Consider the following 17,264-nt stretch of genomic DNA (forward strand, 5'->3'; position numbering starts at 1 on the left):
TTCATGTTAGCTGAAATCATTACCATAGGCGATGAGATTCTCATTGGTCAAATTGTAGATACTAATTCTGCCTGGATGGGGCAGAAGCTCAATGATGCAGGAGTCCGGGTAAAGCAGATAAGCTCTGTATCGGATGAGCGGCAACATATTTTGGATGCACTAAAACTGGCAGCTTTACGGGCAGACCTTATCATAATCACGGGAGGTCTTGGTCCGACCAAGGATGATATAACAAAAAAAACGCTTGCAGAATACTTTAATACTGGCTTGCGTTCTGACGCTGAATCACTGGAGAACGTCAAAAGTATCTTCTCAAAATACAACAGACCGATGCTGGATGCGAACTTACGTCAGGCGGAGGTGCTTGAAAATTGTATTACTCTTCAAAATAAAAATGGCACTGCACCTGGTATGTGGATAGAGCACGAGGGCAAAATCTATGTGTCATTGCCCGGTGTTCCCTTCGAGATGATGTACCTGATGGAGGAGGAGGTGATCCCCCGGATAAAGTCTGCTTTTAAATTGCCTGTAATCAGTCATCACACTATTTTAACCGCCGGACTTGGAGAATCTATGCTATCCGATCAAATATCTGATATAGAGAATTCCTTGCCGATGCATATAAAACTGGCATATCTTCCTAAGTTGGGAATAGTGCGGTTGCGTTTAAGCGGCTACGGTGAAGACAATGCACTGCTTAATCAGGAGATATCTGAAATCAGTAAAAGAATTGTTGATCGGCTTGGAAATTATGTAATCGCAGAAGCAGACATATCACTTGAAAAAAGTGTTCTCGACTTTATGCAAGCAAGAAGCTTGACTCTTTCAGTATCCGAAAGCTGTACTGGAGGAGCCCTGTCTCATTTGATTACTCAAAATCCGGGCTGCAGTGCGGTGTTTTTAGGAGGAGCAATATCATATTCGAACCACTTGAAGGAGATTATGCTCGGAGTATCTGCTCAAACACTTGAGCAATTTGGTGCAGTAAGTGAAGAAACAGTTAAAGAAATGGCCACCGGGGCAATTAATAAATATGAATCCAACTACTCCATTGCGGTCACCGGCATCGCTGGTCCCGATGGTGGTAGTCCCGAAAAGCCCGTTGGCACAGTCTGGATTGCAGTGGCAAACTCAGCAAGAGTTATTACCCGAAAGTTTGAATTTGGTAGCCGTCGAATCCAGAATATTGAGAGATCGGTGACCAGTGCATTGACAATGCTATTTAAATTACTGAAAGAAGATAACGCATAAGGTAAAAAAACTATTTTTGTACCCATAGTGCGACTACAAATTAAATATCGACTTTTATGCTTTTGTCTCTAAGGGCACTAGTTTAACTCCAAAAAATAGAAATAATATATGGCTCAATACGAATTATTATTGCCAAAAATGGGCGAGAGTGTCGCAGAAGCAACCATCATCAAGTGGGTGAAACAACCGGGGGAGATGATCGAGGCAGATGAATCCGTCCTGGAAATCGCTACTGATAAAGTCGACTCTGAAGTACCGTCGCCCGTAGCCGGCAAACTTGTTAAAACTTTATTTAATGAAGATGAAGTTGTACAGGTTGGAGCCGTGATCGCTATTATTGAAACTGATGCCCATGCAAATATAGATTCGGAGCCTGTTGAGGAATATAAAACAGAAGCACCCGCGAACGAAGAGATTCCGGGAACAGAGCAATTAAGTCCTGCAGCAGAGAAAGCACAGTCGCCAGTAAATTATGGTTCATCCTCTCGCTTTTATTCGCCATTGGTAAAAAGCATTGCAGCTGAAGAGGGAATTAATTTAGATGAACTTAACCAGGTAAAAGGATCCGGTGCGGAAGGTCGTGTCACTAAGCAGGATATATTGGATTTTGTAAAACAGCGGTCTTCATCGTCGGATGAACATGAGCTCGAGATTCCAACATCTTCTTCGCAGTCTGCGCCTCAACAAAAAGCGCCTGAAATTCAATCTGCGAGACCAGAGCCTGTAATCAACCCGACTGCACCTGCAGGATCAGTTGGTGGCGGTGATGAAATTATTGAGATGGATCGTATGCGCAAGCTGATCGCCGATCATATGGTGATGAGCAAGCAAAATTCTCCTCATGTTACATCATTTGTAGAAGCAGATGTAACCAACCTGGTGAAATGGAGAGAACGTGTTAAAGGAAATTTTGAAAAGCGCGAAAGTGAGAAAATAACTTTTACACCAATATTTATTGAAGCTGTTGCCAAAGCTATCAAAGATCTTCCGATGATTAATGTATCGGTTAGCGGGACACAGATTATTAAGAAAAGAGATATTAATATCGGTATGGCCGCAGCTTTACCCTCTGGTAATTTAATTGTGCCGGTCATAAAAAACGCTGATCAGTTGAACCTGGTAGGTTTAACCAAGTCAGTTAATGATTTGGCAAAGCGTGCTCGCCAGTCTAAACTTAAACCTGATGAGACCCAGGGGGGAACATTCACTATCACCAATGTTGGTACATTTGGAAATGTAATGGGAACTCCGATCATCAATCAACCACAGGTGGCTATTTTAGCAGTGGGAGCCATCAAGAAGAAACCGGCTGTAATCGAAACGGAGTATGGAGATGTAATTGCCATTCGCCATATGATGTTTTTATCTTTATCATATGATCACCGTGTTGTAGACGGAGCTTTAGGCGGATCGTTTGTTAGAAAGGTTGCTGACTATCTGGAAGCCTGGGATAGTAACCGTGAGATTTAAAAGAAATTAATCTGTAATATAGAAACCCCTGGAAGTTAAACTTTCAGGGGTTCTTTTATGATAAAGGTCCCGCTAGCCGGCCTAGAAGTTACTGGAGGATTTCTGCCAGTTCAGAAATTACTTGAACTTCTGCGATCTTATTTCCATGATCGGCTACTTCTGCTACGAAGACCCCTTCCTGTGTTAAGTATTCCTTGTTGTCTAAAAGGCTTTGTAAACGAACCTGACCTGTTACAAATTGGAAATCATCCGCATAGAAGCGTTCCGAAATATGTTCAAACTGCAGCTTTTCCAGCAATGAATTGTCGGTATAACGAAGATAAATATTTACTATGAGGTCATTAGAAGGCTCCAAACTGATTTTCTGATGATGTTTTTTGTACTCGTAACGATAGTCATAACGCAACGCAGCGATATCTGATAACACAGCAGAACCGGTGGGATGGCCCCCTGCACCTTTTCCAAAGAAAAATTGCTGATCTGCAAATGCCGCTTGAACAATCACTCCATTGTATTCATTTTCTACGTTGTAAAGAAAGTTGTCGGACTTTATTAGTTTGGGCAATACATATAAAACAATCTCTTTATCGTTTATTTTCCTGGCAGTTGGAATAAGTTTTATTTTAAAGTTTTTCTCACGAGCATATTGAAGATCTTTTTCTGACAGATTTTGGATCCCGATATTTAAGACATTCTTCGGTTCGACGAAAACACCATAAGCGTGCGAAGTGGCAATCACAAGTTTGTACTTAGGATCGTAACCTCCCACATCAAGGATTGGATCGGTCTCAGCAAAACCGAGTTCCTGCGCTTGCTTTAATGCAGTATTATAATCCAGATTCTCGGAAAAGACTTTGGTTAAAATGTAATTGGATGATCCATTAAAAATGCCGCTAATAGAGTGAAGCAGTTCGTTATCGTAGTATTCTTCAAGGTTTCGTATAATCGGGATACTTCCGCAAACAGCTCCTTCATATAATAAGGAAGTTCCATATTCGACTTGAATATCAACGAGTTCTTGTAAGTTTTCGGCAATCATTTTTTTGTTTGCGGAGACTACATTTTTGCCATTCTTTAGAGCAGTGGACACAATTGTGAAAGCGGCGTCGGCATCATTTATTAGTTCAACTACCGTGTTAATCTCTTCATCATTTAAGATCTCATCAGCAACGGTAGTAAAAAGGCTCGCATCAAGTGTACGGTGTTTTTCCGGGTGTTTAATTGCTATCCTTTTAATTTCAAGGTTCAGGTCTTTAGTTTGGATGATATCATAAAGCCCCTGACCGACAACTCCAAATCCAAATAACCCTATAGTTAGTTTTTTACTCATTTTGTTATGCTATTTTATGCAAACTGACCACGCTACCGTTTGAGTCACTGCTCTTTAGAAAGTTTCCTATTTCTTTTGTTAATGTTTCAGTTTCTATTAAAAATCCATCATGGCCGTAAAATGAGGTAACTTCAACAAGGCGGGCCTGAGGTATCTGTTCTGAGAGAAATTTTTGTTCGTGCAATGGAAAAAGGACATCATTGCTTATTCCGATAACTAGGGTTCTAGCTTTAATTTTTTTTAAGGCCTCCTCTACAGTATTTCGCTTCCTACCTACGTTATGGCTATCCATAACTTTAGTAAGGAGGTAGTAGCTGTAAGCATTGAAACGATTGACAAGCTTCTCGCCCTGGTAGTTTTGATACGAAGAAGCCTTGAAACCAAACACTTTATCAGTATTTACTTCCAGCTGGGTAGCTGCGTAAGTCTCATATGCACGGTAGGATAGCAGAGCGATACTTCGTGCAACCTTTAAGCCTTTATTTCCTCCTGAAGGAGTTAAGGCGTAAAAAGTTCTATCAGCCGTAATAGCTAGTCTCTGACTTTCATTGAAGGCAATTCCCCAAGGCGAGTGCTGAGCGTTAGTGGCAATTAACACAAGCCGCTTGATCTTTTCGGGTTCAGAAATAGCCCACTCAACCGCCTGCTGTCCACCTAATGACCCACCAATTAATAAGCCTATCTCGGCTAATTTAAGATGTTCGGCTAATAACTTATGAGCACTTACCATATCGCGGACGGAAATGTCCGGAAAGGAAAGGTAATATGGCTGGCCAGTCTTTCTATTGATGCTTAACGGATTACTTGTTCCATACGGAGAACCTAAAATATTAGCACAAACGATAAAGTGTTCCCGAGGGTTAAATAAACAATTCTCGCCGAACAGTCCGCACCACCAATCGAATACATCAGAATTCGCTGTTAACGCATGACAGACCCAGACGACATTATCCTTTTTTTTATTTAAACTTCCATATGTATGGTATGCAATCTGAAGATCGTTTAGTTTTTTACCACTCTCTAATACAAACTGCTTTTTATGCTGATAGATTTTTGTATTCATTACTCTTATTCTTGTCGTACTAATATTAATTGAGCACGGGTTGTTCCTTGCTCACACTATCAAAAGCCAATTGCAGGTCTGCTTTTATATCATCGATATGTTCGATTCCTACGGAGATTCTTAACTGTCCCGGAGTAACACCTGAAGCAGCTTGTTCTTCTTCACTTAATTGCTGATGAGTCGTAGCTGCCGGTTGTATGATCAGCGTCTTAGCGTCACCTAAATTGGCCAGATGGCTGATTAGTTTTAGGCTGTCTACAAATTTAATTGCGGCCTCTTTGCCGCCCTGTATTTCAAATGAAAGAACAGCTCCGAAGCCATTACGAAGATATTTTTTTGCAGTTGCATGATAAGGGCTGCTTTCTAAACCTGGATAATTTACCTTCTCTACTTGAGGATGCGCTTCAAGCCATTTGGCTAACTCAAGCGAGTTGTCCACATGCCGCTGAACCCGTAGTGATAAAGTTTCCAGACCCTGAAGAAGTAAGAAAGAATTGAATGGAGATTGTGACGGACCAAAATCACGGAGTCCCTCTACACGTGCACGGATAGCAAACTGGATATTACCAAATGGGCCGGCTGACCCAAATACATCATTAAAAATCAGTCCGTGATAACCTTCCGATGGTTCCGTGAACTGTGGAAATTTACCGTTACCCCAGTTATAATTTCCCCCGTCAACGATAACGCCACCGATGCTGGTTCCATGTCCACCGATCCACTTTGTTGATGATTCTACGACTACATGAGCGCCATGCTCCAGCGGCCGAAATAAATACCCTGCTGCTCCGAAAGTGTTGTCAACAATTAGTGGGATATCATACTTTTTGGAGATTGCGGCAATCTTTTCAAAGTCCGGAACATTGAATCCGGGATTTCCAATAGTTTCAATAAAGAGGGCTTTCGTCTTCTCATTTATTAAGCTTTCAAAGCTTTCCGGATCATCACCGTTGGCAAACCTAACCTCAATTCCCAAGCGCTTAAATGCCACTTTAAACTGATTATAAGTACCTCCATATAGAAATGAAGTAGAAATGAAATTGTCGCCCGCCTGCATGATATTATTCAGAGCGATAAATTGGGCAGCTTGCCCGGAGGCTACGGCTAAAGCTGCTACACCGCCCTCTAAGGCTGCTACACGCTTCTCGAAGACATCGGTAGTAGGGTTCATTATACGGGTATAAATATTTCCGAATTCCTTTAATGCAAACAGATTTGCTCCGTGCTCGGAACTGTTAAACACATATGAAGTTGTTTGATAAATAGGAACAGCCCTTGAGCCGGTGGCAGGATCAACTTCCTGGCCTGCATGTAGTTGCAATGTTTCAAATTTTAAGTTTTCTGCTGACATAGTTTAAAGCTTTAAAATGAACAGTATTTTATTCTAGACGTGGGAATACGAGAGGTTGCAGGTATAACCTGCACCGGTAATAGATTTTAGAAAGTCTGATTACCGCTTAATAGGGACTACACATACAGCAACGAACTGTAGAGATAGTTGCAGAAACAAACGCCGGAAATAGATTTTCCCCGGTGGATTTTAGCGATGTTGAGTTGATTTCCTTTTTCATAACCTTAATTTTATATTTCCCATGTAACCGGGACAGGAATTGGCACCTTCCCCGAAACGCCTCGGGGGGTTGTCAGTGGGTCGCAGAGCCTGATCTCTCGCCACTTCTGTATAAATCAAAACCAAGAAGGTTATTGAAGACAGACTGGTATTGCTACCAAATAATGTTTCAAATATAGAAGATTATTGAAAGTAACACCAAATTAAATTTGTAATAATTTTGTAACCTGTTGAAAGTCAGCAGATGTTTTTTTTAATTAATCGGAAATATTAAATGACACCATAACAATTAACTACTTAATGCATTTTCAAGATCGGCAATCAAATCTTCAACATTTTCAATTCCAACCGATACTCTGAGTAGATTTTGCGGGGTTGTTGTTTCCGGCCCTTCTATCGAAGCGCGGTGTTCTAGCAGGCTTTCAACTCCACCAAGGCTGGTTGCCTGGGTAAATATTTTAACGCTGTTTGCAACTTTCAATGCTTCGTCTACCCCCCCCTTGACTAAAAAAGAAAGCATGCCTCCCCAGCCATGCATCTGTGCCTTGGCAATCTCGTGTTGTGGATGGCTTTTCAGACCAGGATAGTAAACATGCTCGATTTTAGGATGTTGGTCAAGATAATTAGCTAGTCTTTCTGCGTTAGCTGCATGGGCTCGCATTCGATAAGGAAAAGTTTTGATTCCCCTTACAGTTAAATAGCAATCAAACGGAGAAGGAACTGCACCGGCTAATTCCTGATTGGTTCTGATTCTCTTCCATAACTGATCTTTTACTTTTGTAATTAAAGCTCCACCCAAAACATCACTGTGTCCGCCAAGGTATTTGGTTGTCGAATGCATCACAATATCGCAACCCAATTCTAATGGACGTTGAAAAAGAGGAGTGGCAAATGTATTATCGCAGGCAACAGTTATATTGTTTTCTCGCGCTATTGCAACGAGGGCCCGTATATCACAGATTTTCAGGAGTGGATTTGAAGGGGTTTCAAGCCATAATAATCTTGTTGTTGGCTTAATAGCACTTTTCACAGCTTTCTGATCTGTCATATCTACGAAGGAAACCTCATGAATGCCGTTGTAGACTTCATTAATTTGATTCCGGAGACCATGATACATGTCAGCAGGAGCGATGATATGACTTCCAGGTTCAAGGGCCTGAAAAACAGCCCCACCAGCTGCATTTCCGGAAGAAAACGCACAAGCGTCAATTCCTCCTTCAAGCTGATATAAAACCTGTTCTAAAGAGCTTCTATTAGGATTGTCGGCACGTGTATAGATGAAACCGCCGGGATAACCACCATCAGGACCTCTTTCAAAGGTAGTTGAGAGGCTGAGAGGCTGTATAACGGACCCATTTCCCTTGTCTACTTTATTTCCTGCATGTATTGCGATTGTTTCAATTTTCATCGGGCTGTTAGTTTAAGAGAAACTACCAATTAATCTCAGTAGTTTACCAGTAATGTAATAGTGATTCTCAAATATATACCATCGAGCCATTTATTACTCATTTGTTTGTAAGATATAAACATATAAACCTGTTATTAATACCATTATCGTATTTTTGTTGAAATTTTTGGAATGAACGCTGAAGAGAGTTTAACGATAATACTTGAAGATATCAACCTGTCTGAAGACCTTCGACAGATCGCCCAAAAAGTGAGGAGTAGCCTAAGAATCACTTTTGAAGAATGTGTTTTACTTTATGAAAAGGCAGGTCTCCCTTACCTGGGAGTGCTGTCTAATTACATCCGTGAAAAGCGACATGGGGATAAAACCTATTTCAACAGAAATTTCCACATCGAACCTACTAACCTCTGTGTTTACGACTGCAAGTTTTGCTCTTACTCAAGGCTCATTAAAGAACGTTCTGAGGGCTGGGAATATACTATGGAAGAAATGCTGGATATTGTCAGAAAATATGACGGGCAGCCAGTAACAGAAGTACATATTGTTGGCGGTGTTTTACCGCAATACGATCTAAAGTTTTATTCTGAGTTATTTACAGCTATTCGTAATCACCGTCCCGAGCTGCATGTGAAAGCTCTAACGCCGGTTGAATATCACTACATGTTCAAAAAGGCGAAGATAGACTATGCTACAGGTATGAAGTTAATGAAGGATGCAGGACTTCAGTCAATCCCTGGGGGAGGCGCTGAAATTTTTCATCCGCAGATACGTGAACGCATAGCGAAAGACAAATGCACAGGCGATCAATGGCTGCAGATACATGAGGAATGGCATAAGTTAGGAATGCACTCGAATGCTACCATGCTTTATGGGCATATCGAGGAATATAGACACCGTGTGGACCATATGGATCAGCTTAGAGCTTTACAGGATAAAACCGGAGGTTTCCAAACCTTCATTCCCCTAAAGTTTCGAAACCAGGACAATCAGATGTCAAACGTTCCTGAGGTTTCAGTGATCGAAGATCTCCGTAACTATGCAATATCCAGAATTTACCTTGACAACTTTGAGCACATCAAAGCCTATTGGGCAATGATCAGTCGAAACACCGCCCAGCTATCTCTGAGCTTCGGTGTGGATGATATTGACGGAACTCTGGACGATACAACCAAAATATATTCCATGGCCGGCGCCGAGGAGCAGAATCCCGCTATGAGCACCCGTGAGCTAGTGGAATTGATTAAACAAGTAGGAAGGCACCCCATAGAAAGGGATACCCTATACCAGGTTATTACCGACTATCAGGATTATACCTTTGCTGATGAAATGAAGCCTAAATACTACAAATTGCCGGTAATCTCTGAAAAGCAAATAACTGAGTAAAATAGGCCGCGACAGATATAGGAATGGAAGAACAATGTAAAAATGGAGAATTGGAATTAGATCCTGAATTTACAGTTACTAAAACATTGTACATTATCCGGCATGGAGAAACCGATCTAAACAAAAGGGGAGTAGTACAGGGACGGGGAATTGATTCGGATATCAATGATCATGGCAAGCAACAAGCTGAAGCTTTTTATCAAGCGTATTGTCACATCCCATTTGACAAGATTTATACCTCGACATTAAAACGGACGCATCAGACAGTTCGGAAGTTTATCGATTCTGGTATTCCATGGGTTCAATATCCGGGACTTGATGAGTTGGCTTGGGGAGTCTATGAAGGTCAGGAAAGTTCAGAATCTTTAAGGAAAGCATTCCGGCAAATGATGGACTACTGGCTGATTGGGGAACTTCACAGGAAATTTGAAAAAGGTGAAAGTCCGCTTGAAGTCAAAGCACGCCAACTAGTGGTCCTGGAAAAATTAATAGAAAAGAATAATACCGATCGGAACGTACTTATTTGTATGCATGGCAGAGCAATGAGATTATTTCTTTGCTTGCTTCTAGACATTCCGTTAACCTCTATGGACAAGTTTCCGCATCTTAACACAACACTATATAAGCTCGAGTATAACGGGACTAAATTTCGTATCAAGAGCTTCAATAATACCGATCATTTAAAGTATTTCATATCCTGATAAATTACGTGAATAAAATAAGAGTTTCAGCAGTTTCATACACTAACACCAAGCCTTTCGTTTACGGTTTAAGACATTCCAGCATTATCAATTTCATTGATTTAAGTTTAGATATCCCTTCAGATTGTGCTAACAAACTAATTAATAATCAAGCCGATATAGGATTAGTACCTGTTGCCGCCTTGTTAGATATTCCGAACTATCAAATTGTTTCCGATTATTGTATAGGCGCTACAGGTGCGGTTGATTCAGTCTTCATATTTAGTGATAAACCTATCCAGGAGATAAGATCTATCCGTCTTGATTCGCATTCCCGAACCTCCAACAATCTTGCATTGGTTCTGTTGAAAAACTATTGGAAATTACAGCCTGAAGTCGTTGAAGAAGGTGCAGATGCTTTTGTACTTATTGGTGACCGGACTTTTGGCAAAAGGGATCAGTACGCTCATTCCTATGACCTCGCGAAGGAATGGCAGAAATTTACTTCTCTACCTTTCGCATTTGCTGTTTGGGCCGCTAATAAGCCGATAAGCGAAGAATTCGTCAGGGAGTTTAACATTGCATTGAAGCTTGGTTTAGATAACCGACTTGAGGTAATTAAAGATTTGCCTTTAAATGGCTTTGATCTACGAGATTATCTGCAGAATAAACTCGATTTTAATCTGGATGACAGGAAGCGTCAAGCAATAGAGATGTTTCATGGCTATATCAAAGCATTATAATAGTTCGGAGGTAGTTGATATCTGAGTATAGTGACTCAATTAACGTTGAGATCTTTACATCTTCTATAAATTGCTCAACACATGTTCAATGGTTTCTGCAATTATCTTTTGAGGATTCTTGCTGAATTCACCCCTTACCCTGCTAGCTAACACTGCATTTACCGAAAGTGCTTTGTGTCCAAGTGCTTTGGAAAGCGCGTAAATACCTGCTGTCTCCATCTCTAGGTTGGTTATGCGATGGTTTCCAGCCTTAAAAGTCTTCAAAAGTTCTATTAGGTTTGGTATCGCATTTTGCGCTCTGACTTCTCTTCCCTGGGGAGCATAGAACCCTGGTGCCGTAACTGTTATCCCCTGTGGTAAATTCTGCGCGTATTTTTTTAACAAAGTTTCATCGGCCGACGTAATGTACGGGGTAATCCCCTTGATGTGATGAAAATGAGTTTTGATTTCATCAAGAAGCATGTGTTCGTCACCAGAAACTTTGTGGAAGTAATAAGTCATCAGGGCGTCTAATCCCAATCCAAATCTCGAAACAAGGATGCTGTCCACAGTAATATCTTCCTGCAAAGTTCCGGTAGTACCTATTCTAATGATGTTGAGGCTTTTTAATTCACTCCTGGTAGTTCTTGTTTTAAGATCAATATTCACCAATGCATCTAGCTCGTTAAGTACGATATCTATATTGTCTGTACCGATACCGGTTGATAGGATGGTTACCCGATTCTTCCCTGAATAACCCGTGTGAGTGATAAATTCTCTTTTACCCTTTTTTATCTCAATACGATCGAGCCGCTTACTAACCTCTGCCACGCGCTCAGGATCTCCAACCGTGATTACAGTGTCAGCAATATCTTCTGGCAATAAGTTGAGGTGATAAATACTTCCATCGGGATTAAGGATTAGGTCTGACTCAGAAATAGGCTTCATGGTGTTTATTTAAGTTTTAGTGCCTTTGCGTCTTGTCTGTAGACGCTTAATTCGTAAAGTTACACGGTCGAAATATATGTTGATTTCAAACCTTCGACTTTATCTAACTTACCTAGAACTTGATTCAGCATTGACTTGCGAACAATTATCTCCATTGAACAATCGTTATCGAACTTTTGATTGTTGATTTGAAGATTCTCGTCTTTTATGATTCTCATCACCTCATTTAAATTACCATATTGGAAGGTTAAACGGTAAACGTCGTCGATGGTCTTTTCAATGATCTCTGCAGCTGAGATACTTTCCTGAGCAGCAGTTTTATAAGCGTTAATCAGTCCGGACACTCCTAATAATGTTCCGCCAAAATACCTGACTACTACAATTAATATATTTGTCAGATCTGCGGATAACAAGGTGTTCAAGATAGGGCGTCCAGCTGTGCCGGATGGCTCTCCATCGTCGTTTAAACGAAACACAGAGCGGTCAGCGGTAAGTCGCAATGCCCAGCAGAAATGCCTGGCCTTAGAGTGCTCGGCACGCAGATTCGCAATTAGCTCTTTAATTTCCGACTCACTTTTAACCGGTATTGCGAAGCCGATGAATTTACTTCCCCGGTCCTTAAATATACCCTCGGCTGGATGAGAAATTGTTTTATATGTATCTTCAAAAAGCATTTTTGTTCATTTCGTTAATTTACTCCCGACCAATTACAACCAGAATAATGGAAACTATAGCTAAAGCGATCCCGGCATAATTCAGACGGCTAAGCCTTTCCCGGAATACTAAAATTCCCACAATGGATCCAAGAATTATAACGCCTATGTTCATAGTAGAAAAGACCACAGAAGGCTGGGAAGACAGCGACTGATGTGCTTTCAGATAAAAGAGGATATTTCCAAAGTTGGCCATGCCTAGTATAAGTCCGCATATCACATTGATCCATTGAAATGTAATTCTCCGTTTCGCAAATAATACGACTAGTGTTATGATTGAAATTACAAAAGCAATTATGAAAATAATCTGTAATGAGGCTGTATAAGGGATCTCTTTATTTTGAGCTATTTGCTTAAAAAACACATCTATCACTCCCAAACCAAGGAATACTGTAATCAGATAAACCCAACTGGCAGATGATTTTTTGTTTTCATCCTTTTTCCACGGTATAGAGAATAAAATGGCGGCAAAGCCAACTGCAATCCCTGCGGATTTTAATAGAGAAGGAATTTCTTTAAATAGGAGAAACGCTGCAAACACCGGAATAAATAGCGATAGTCTTTGTGCTATATCTGTCCTGACAATCCCGCTGTATCGTATAGAAGCTGCCAGGATTACAAATAAAGAAGGCAGAAGGAATCCCAGTAGCACATAAATTGGATAGGGGAGTTTGGCGATATCTAAAACTAAAAGTTGCGGTCTGTAAAATATATAGCACAAGATGCCTGCAGACAAATAGTTCCAAGCGATTGCCTGCGTGACATCAATTTGGTAACGCCTTGCCAATTTTAACAACACAGAAACAAAAACGCTGCAACAAATACTTAAAAAAATGAATATCATTTCGATTTACAGTTTACGTACGATTTGTAATATATCGTCTCCTACTATTTCACTGCTTATGGGTTCAACATTTAACTGAGGTGCTGGAATTCCTTCAGCCCAAACGTTGCTACTCGTGAAGATCCGGGCTTCGTCCCATAGCCCTGCATCAATAAATAATTTGAGTGTTTGCGCTCCTCCTTCAATGATAATCGATTGTATGTCCATCAGATATAATTGGTAGCATATAAGCTGAGGCAAAAGATTTTCGAAATCCTCCAGTTCCAGTAACTTGATGTTATTATTCAATTCGGTTTTTACGGAGTTAAAAACAATTGTTTTCTGACTTTGATCAAATAGATGTAAAGTGGAAGGAAGTTGAAGATTTCGGTCTATAACCATTCTGACCGGATCTCTGCCAGTCTGCAATCGTACGTTTAACCGGGGATTATCTATCAGAGCGGTACTCTTTCCAACTAATACGGCATCTTCTTCTGCCCGCCATTTATGAACAAGTTGCTGGGATAGTTTGGAACTGATCCAACCCTGACTTCTATCAGCAGGAGCAAAGTAATTATTCTTAGTCTGTGCCCACTTTAAAATTATATATGGCCTTTGCTTTTGAACCCTCGTAAAGAACCGTCGGTTTAATTCCCGGCATTCATGCGTTAAGACATTCTCGATAATCTTGATACCTGCATTCCGCAGTCTTTCAATACCGTGGCCATCAACCAGTTTAAAAGGATCAGAGCATCCTACAACTACTTCCGAAATCTGGTGTCTGATAATAAGGTCTGAGCAAGGTGGTGTCCTGCCATAATGGGCGCAAGGTTCGAGGTTTACATATAGCGTTGCCCGTTTTAAAAGTTGGTCAGCATCGACATATTTATTAAGTACGTCCTCAATGGCATTAGGTTCAGCATGAGCACCGCCATATACTTTGTGATAGCCTTCACCTATAACGTTTCCATCAACTACAATAACGGATCCTACAAGTGGATTTGGACTCACATACCCTGCGCCTGACAGCGCAAGATCAATACAACGTCGCATAAAAAACTCATGGTCAGGCATCGGGCAAAAGTAATAAGATTAGCGGTAATACAGCATTCTTCAAACTCTGATGAGTCATAATCTTTATCTTTGCCAGAAATGACAGTCCGGAAGTTAGAGAAAAATTTTATCGATCAGTTATCTGTATTGTACGAGTTTGAAGAAGCCCGTAATCTGGCCTGGCTTGCTATAAGTTATGTTTGCAGGCTCAACAGGATGCAATACCTGGCTGCAAAGCAGAATGAACTTCCTATGACGGAAAAAGTGCAGCTTTTGGATATTTTGGATGAGCTGAAGACTGGTAAGCCATTTCAGTATGTTTTAGGCGAGACTGAATTTTACGGATTACCTTTTAAGGTTAATTCCTCTGTATTAATTCCAAGACCAGAAACTGAGGAGCTTGTTGATTGGATAATTAAGGATCTCAAAAGCGAGTATTTAGAGTTTAATGGCGTAAATATTCTTGATATAGGCACTGGAAGCGGTTGCATTCCAATTGCTTTACAGAAAAATCTACCAGGTATACGAGCGTTTGGCATAGATATTTCTGAAGCGGCCCTTGAAACAGCTATTGCGAATTCAGTCTTAAACAAAAGTGAGGTGGGTTTTCTTACAGACGACATCTTTAACATCGTACAACCACAAATAGTTAAAACTGAATATAATCTGATTGTAAGCAATCCGCCATATGTTACTTATGCCGAAAAAGAGCAGATGCATCGCAATGTACTTGCTTTTGAGCCTCACAATGCGTTATTTGTAAGGAACGATGACCCTCTTATTTTTTATCGTGCTATAGTGATTTTTGCCAAAGAACATTTGACGGAGGGAGGCAAATTATATCTCGAAATCAACGAAAGCCTTGGAACGGAAACGGTCAGGCTGCTTTCCCAATATGGCTTTGAAGATGTGCAGCTGCGTTCAGATTTACGCGGCAGGCCGAGAATGATTAAGGCTGAGATAAGGTCGACAGTTAGATAAATGTAAATTACCACTTAAGATATATGTCAACAGAAGTAAAATGCCCCGGTTGCGGCCACTCTTTTCCGCTTGAGGAAGCGATTGGTAAAGAATATGAACAGCAGTTAAGAACTAAAATGGTTTCCTGGCAGAAAAAAAAAGAGGAAGAGTTCAAGCAAAAGGAGGAAGATTTCAATACCCGTCAAAAGCAGCAGGCTATACAGTTTGAAAAGCAACTGGCTCAGGAAAAGACACAGATTCTAAAACAGGTGGAAGAAAACCTGCGTAAAACTATTGGCAGTGATTTTGAAAACAAGTTAAAGATGCTTGAGATCTCGAATCACGAACAAGAAGAGAAACTTAGTCTGATGAGGCAAAAGGAGCTCGACTTCATGAAAAAAGAGCGGGAACTTAAAACTAAGGAAGCAGAAAGGGATCTTGAATTCCAACGAAAACTAAACGAGCAGACAGCTTTAATTGCTGAACAAGTAAAAAAGCAGGAGCTAGAAAAACACCAGCTGAAAGATACAGAAAGCCAACTTAAAATGAGGGAGCTTGAAAAACAGCTAGATGATCAGAAGAAATTGGCAGACGAGATGCGGCGTAAAGCGGAGCAAGGCTCCATGCAACTCCAGGGCGAGGTTCAGGAGCTGATACTGGAAGAATTGCTAAGGAACACTTTCCCTTTTGATATTATTGACGAAGTTGGAAAAGGTGTCCGGGGGGCAGATTGTATTCAGGTTGTGCGTAATAGTTTTGGACAGGAGTGTGGGAAGATTATTTACGAAAGTAAGCGAACCACCAATTTTTCTGCTGACTGGATTGAGAAGTTAAAAAAAGATATGCGTAGTGCCGGGGTTGATGTAGCCGTAATCGTAACGCAATGTTATCCTAAAGGCATGGATTGTTTCGGAGAAAAGGACGGCGTATGGATTTGTTCTTTTGATGAGGTTAAAGCGGTAGCCTATGTATTGAGAGACGGCATTATTAAACTATCTGGCGCCAACAAGTTTCAGGAGAACAGGGGTGATAAAATGCATATGCTCTATGATTACCTAACCGGAACCGAGTTTTCTGAACAGTGGAAAGCGATCAGGGAAGGTTATATGTCCATGAAATTATCTATTCAAAAAGAACGTGACACGATGGAGAGACTGTGGAAGTCACGAGAAAAGCAATTAGAAAAGGTGTTGTTAAACGCAGCTCACATTCGGGGATCTATTGAAGGAATTGCAGGAGCAGATACTATACAACTTAGCCTTGAAGACGATGATGACGCTTTACTTTTGGAATAAAGCCAGTCAGAACAGACCTTTTATTCAATTGTAAAGATACTTCGGAAAACTAAAGGCGAAATCTGAAAGGCGAACAGAATCAGTTTTGCGCATTCCTGCTTCATTAATTGTTCCCTCTAATGATTCAAGATGAAAATATTCTGATTTTAAGGTGGTGCTTGAGTCGCCAGAGATTTCAGTCGCCTGTTTAGGTACAGGTAATATTTCATCAAACGGACAATCATCATACTGCCTTTTCATTGTACTCAAAGATGGGTTTTTTCCTTTATATTCATAATGAGAAATATCAATTCCGAACACTTTCTCAGAATTTTTACAAACCTTAAAGAGATAAGCTGAATATACACCGTCAGGAAGATCGAAGCTACAGAGCATTGGAAGAGTTCTTGCTTCAGCCCACTGCGTAAACGCGTCAACACTATCGTCTTGCATACCCTGAGTCCCAACCTTAACATTTAATTCAGTCTGGAAAGACCATACCGGCGTGCAGTACTTTGTGCCTTTTTCGCTGTAAACTTTAACTTCGTCGTATTTAAAACCTTCTGAGTAGTCCATTGTAGTCCGGTGTTATTTACAGTTTGTACGCATACAGGGT

General features: G+C 40.7%; 16 protein-coding genes and 1 riboswitch. Of the genes, 7 read left to right on the forward strand and 9 right to left on the reverse strand.

Going from position 1 to position 17,264, the window contains the following annotated elements; all coding sequences use genetic code 11:
* Positions 1-3: 3 nt before the first annotated feature.
* Together AC1MCB_RS05790 and AC1MCB_RS05795 are read left to right on the forward strand one after the other, a co-directional pair.
* Positions 4-1,251 carry a competence/damage-inducible protein A gene (locus AC1MCB_RS05790; RefSeq protein WP_479967794.1) on the forward strand — a complete coding sequence of 416 codons (1,248 nt, stop codon included), beginning with the start codon at positions 4-6 and terminating at the stop codon, positions 1,249-1,251.
* A gap of 108 nt (positions 1,252-1,359) precedes the next feature.
* The gene (locus AC1MCB_RS05795; RefSeq protein ID WP_479967795.1) at positions 1,360-2,721 is read left to right on the forward strand and encodes a dihydrolipoamide acetyltransferase family protein; all 1,362 of its coding nucleotides are present in this window, start codon (positions 1,360-1,362) and stop codon (positions 2,719-2,721) included.
* An 88-nt stretch (positions 2,722-2,809) separates the two neighbouring features.
* Here AC1MCB_RS05795 and AC1MCB_RS05800 read toward each other — a convergent pair whose 3' ends face one another.
* The 4 genes from AC1MCB_RS05800 to AC1MCB_RS05815 all read right to left on the reverse strand — a co-directional run bounded on the left by AC1MCB_RS05800 (position 2,810) and on the right by AC1MCB_RS05815 (position 8,092).
* Entirely contained in the window at positions 2,810-4,051 is a 1,242-nt protein-coding gene (locus AC1MCB_RS05800; protein WP_479967796.1) for a homoserine dehydrogenase, read from the reverse strand.
* 4 nt (positions 4,052-4,055) lie between these two features.
* Positions 4,056-5,114, reverse strand: coding sequence for a homoserine O-acetyltransferase family protein (locus tag AC1MCB_RS05805; protein ID WP_479967797.1), 1,059 nt, complete (start codon positions 5,112-5,114; stop codon positions 4,056-4,058).
* Positions 5,115-5,139: 25 nt separating this feature from the next.
* The gene (locus AC1MCB_RS05810; protein WP_479967798.1) at positions 5,140-6,465 is read right to left on the reverse strand and encodes an O-acetylhomoserine aminocarboxypropyltransferase/cysteine synthase family protein; all 1,326 of its coding nucleotides are present in this window, start codon (positions 6,463-6,465) and stop codon (positions 5,140-5,142) included.
* A 227-nt stretch (positions 6,466-6,692) separates the two neighbouring features.
* Positions 6,693-6,802, reverse strand: a riboswitch (SAM riboswitch).
* A gap of 171 nt (positions 6,803-6,973) precedes the next feature.
* On the reverse strand, positions 6,974-8,092 hold the full coding sequence (locus AC1MCB_RS05815; protein ID WP_479967799.1) for a trans-sulfuration enzyme family protein: 1,119 nt from the start codon (positions 8,090-8,092) through the stop codon (positions 6,974-6,976).
* A 171-nt stretch (positions 8,093-8,263) separates the two neighbouring features.
* Between AC1MCB_RS05815 and mqnE the strand changes: the two genes are divergently transcribed.
* The 3 genes from mqnE to AC1MCB_RS05830 are packed head-to-tail and all read left to right on the forward strand — an operon-like array spanning position 8,264 to position 10,898.
* Positions 8,264-9,475, forward strand: a complete 1,212-nt coding sequence (gene mqnE, locus AC1MCB_RS05820; protein ID WP_479967800.1) for an aminofutalosine synthase MqnE — start codon at positions 8,264-8,266, stop codon at positions 9,473-9,475.
* 23 nt (positions 9,476-9,498) lie between these two features.
* On the forward strand, positions 9,499-10,176 hold the full coding sequence (locus tag AC1MCB_RS05825; protein WP_479967801.1) for a histidine phosphatase family protein: 678 nt from the start codon (positions 9,499-9,501) through the stop codon (positions 10,174-10,176).
* A gap of 8 nt (positions 10,177-10,184) precedes the next feature.
* Entirely contained in the window at positions 10,185-10,898 is a 714-nt protein-coding gene (locus AC1MCB_RS05830) for a menaquinone biosynthetic enzyme MqnA/MqnD family protein (RefSeq protein WP_479967802.1), read from the forward strand.
* 63 nt (positions 10,899-10,961) lie between these two features.
* Here AC1MCB_RS05830 and AC1MCB_RS05835 read toward each other — a convergent pair whose 3' ends face one another.
* From AC1MCB_RS05835 to ribD, 4 genes are read right to left on the reverse strand one after another with little or no spacing between them, the layout of a single operon-like run.
* Complete coding sequence (locus tag AC1MCB_RS05835; RefSeq protein WP_479967803.1) at positions 10,962-11,825, reverse strand: nucleoside phosphorylase; 864 nt, start codon at positions 11,823-11,825, stop codon at positions 10,962-10,964.
* 59 nt (positions 11,826-11,884) lie between these two features.
* Positions 11,885-12,499, reverse strand: coding sequence for an IMPACT family protein (locus AC1MCB_RS05840; protein ID WP_479967804.1), 615 nt, complete (start codon positions 12,497-12,499; stop codon positions 11,885-11,887).
* 19 nt (positions 12,500-12,518) lie between these two features.
* Entirely contained in the window at positions 12,519-13,382 is an 864-nt protein-coding gene (locus tag AC1MCB_RS05845; protein WP_479967805.1) for an EamA family transporter, read from the reverse strand.
* A 6-nt stretch (positions 13,383-13,388) separates the two neighbouring features.
* Positions 13,389-14,414: a bifunctional diaminohydroxyphosphoribosylaminopyrimidine deaminase/5-amino-6-(5-phosphoribosylamino)uracil reductase RibD gene (gene ribD, locus AC1MCB_RS05850; RefSeq protein WP_479967806.1), complete on the reverse strand. Its 1,026-nt coding sequence runs from the start codon at positions 14,412-14,414 to the stop codon at positions 13,389-13,391.
* Between the two features lie 99 nt (positions 14,415-14,513).
* On the opposite strand from ribD, the gene prmC reads away from it, so the two are divergent.
* Both prmC and AC1MCB_RS05860 read left to right on the forward strand, forming a co-directional pair.
* Entirely contained in the window at positions 14,514-15,395 is an 882-nt protein-coding gene (gene prmC / locus AC1MCB_RS05855) for a peptide chain release factor N(5)-glutamine methyltransferase (protein ID WP_479967807.1), read from the forward strand.
* A 23-nt stretch (positions 15,396-15,418) separates the two neighbouring features.
* The gene (locus tag AC1MCB_RS05860; protein WP_479967808.1) at positions 15,419-16,669 is read left to right on the forward strand and encodes a DUF2130 domain-containing protein; all 1,251 of its coding nucleotides are present in this window, start codon (positions 15,419-15,421) and stop codon (positions 16,667-16,669) included.
* 24 nt (positions 16,670-16,693) lie between these two features.
* On the opposite strand, the gene AC1MCB_RS05865 is transcribed toward AC1MCB_RS05860, so the two are convergent.
* The gene (locus AC1MCB_RS05865; RefSeq protein WP_479967809.1) at positions 16,694-17,224 is read right to left on the reverse strand and encodes a hypothetical protein; all 531 of its coding nucleotides are present in this window, start codon (positions 17,222-17,224) and stop codon (positions 16,694-16,696) included.
* Between the last annotated feature and the right edge of the window lie 40 nt (positions 17,225-17,264).

The organism is Daejeonella sp. AP26 (assembly GCF_056680515.1).

Coding starts and splice junctions, on each gene's coding strand:
- AC1MCB_RS05840 (WP_479967804.1), bottom strand. CDS start 12,499: ATGCTTTTTGAAGATACATATAAAACAATTTCTCATCCAGCCGAGGGT.
- AC1MCB_RS05815 (WP_479967799.1), bottom strand. CDS start 8,092: ATGAAAATTGAAACAATCGCAATACATGCAGGAAATAAAGTAGACAAG.
- AC1MCB_RS05845 (WP_479967805.1), bottom strand. CDS start 13,382: ATGATATTCATTTTTTTAAGTATTTGTTGCAGCGTTTTTGTTTCTGTG.
- AC1MCB_RS05865 (WP_479967809.1), bottom strand. CDS start 17,224: ATGGACTACTCAGAAGGTTTTAAATACGACGAAGTTAAAGTTTACAGC.
- AC1MCB_RS05795 (WP_479967795.1), top strand. CDS start 1,360: ATGGCTCAATACGAATTATTATTGCCAAAAATGGGCGAGAGTGTCGCA.
- AC1MCB_RS05790 (WP_479967794.1), top strand. CDS start 4: ATGTTAGCTGAAATCATTACCATAGGCGATGAGATTCTCATTGGTCAA.
- AC1MCB_RS05860 (WP_479967808.1), top strand. CDS start 15,419: ATGTCAACAGAAGTAAAATGCCCCGGTTGCGGCCACTCTTTTCCGCTT.
- prmC (WP_479967807.1), top strand. CDS start 14,514: ATGACAGTCCGGAAGTTAGAGAAAAATTTTATCGATCAGTTATCTGTA.
- AC1MCB_RS05800 (WP_479967796.1), bottom strand. CDS start 4,051: ATGAGTAAAAAACTAACTATAGGGTTATTTGGATTTGGAGTTGTCGGT.
- ribD (WP_479967806.1), bottom strand. CDS start 14,414: ATGCGACGTTGTATTGATCTTGCGCTGTCAGGCGCAGGGTATGTGAGT.
- AC1MCB_RS05810 (WP_479967798.1), bottom strand. CDS start 6,465: ATGTCAGCAGAAAACTTAAAATTTGAAACATTGCAACTACATGCAGGC.
- AC1MCB_RS05825 (WP_479967801.1), top strand. CDS start 9,499: ATGGAAGAACAATGTAAAAATGGAGAATTGGAATTAGATCCTGAATTT.
- mqnE (WP_479967800.1), top strand. CDS start 8,264: ATGAACGCTGAAGAGAGTTTAACGATAATACTTGAAGATATCAACCTG.
- AC1MCB_RS05835 (WP_479967803.1), bottom strand. CDS start 11,825: ATGAAGCCTATTTCTGAGTCAGACCTAATCCTTAATCCCGATGGAAGT.
- AC1MCB_RS05805 (WP_479967797.1), bottom strand. CDS start 5,114: ATGAATACAAAAATCTATCAGCATAAAAAGCAGTTTGTATTAGAGAGT.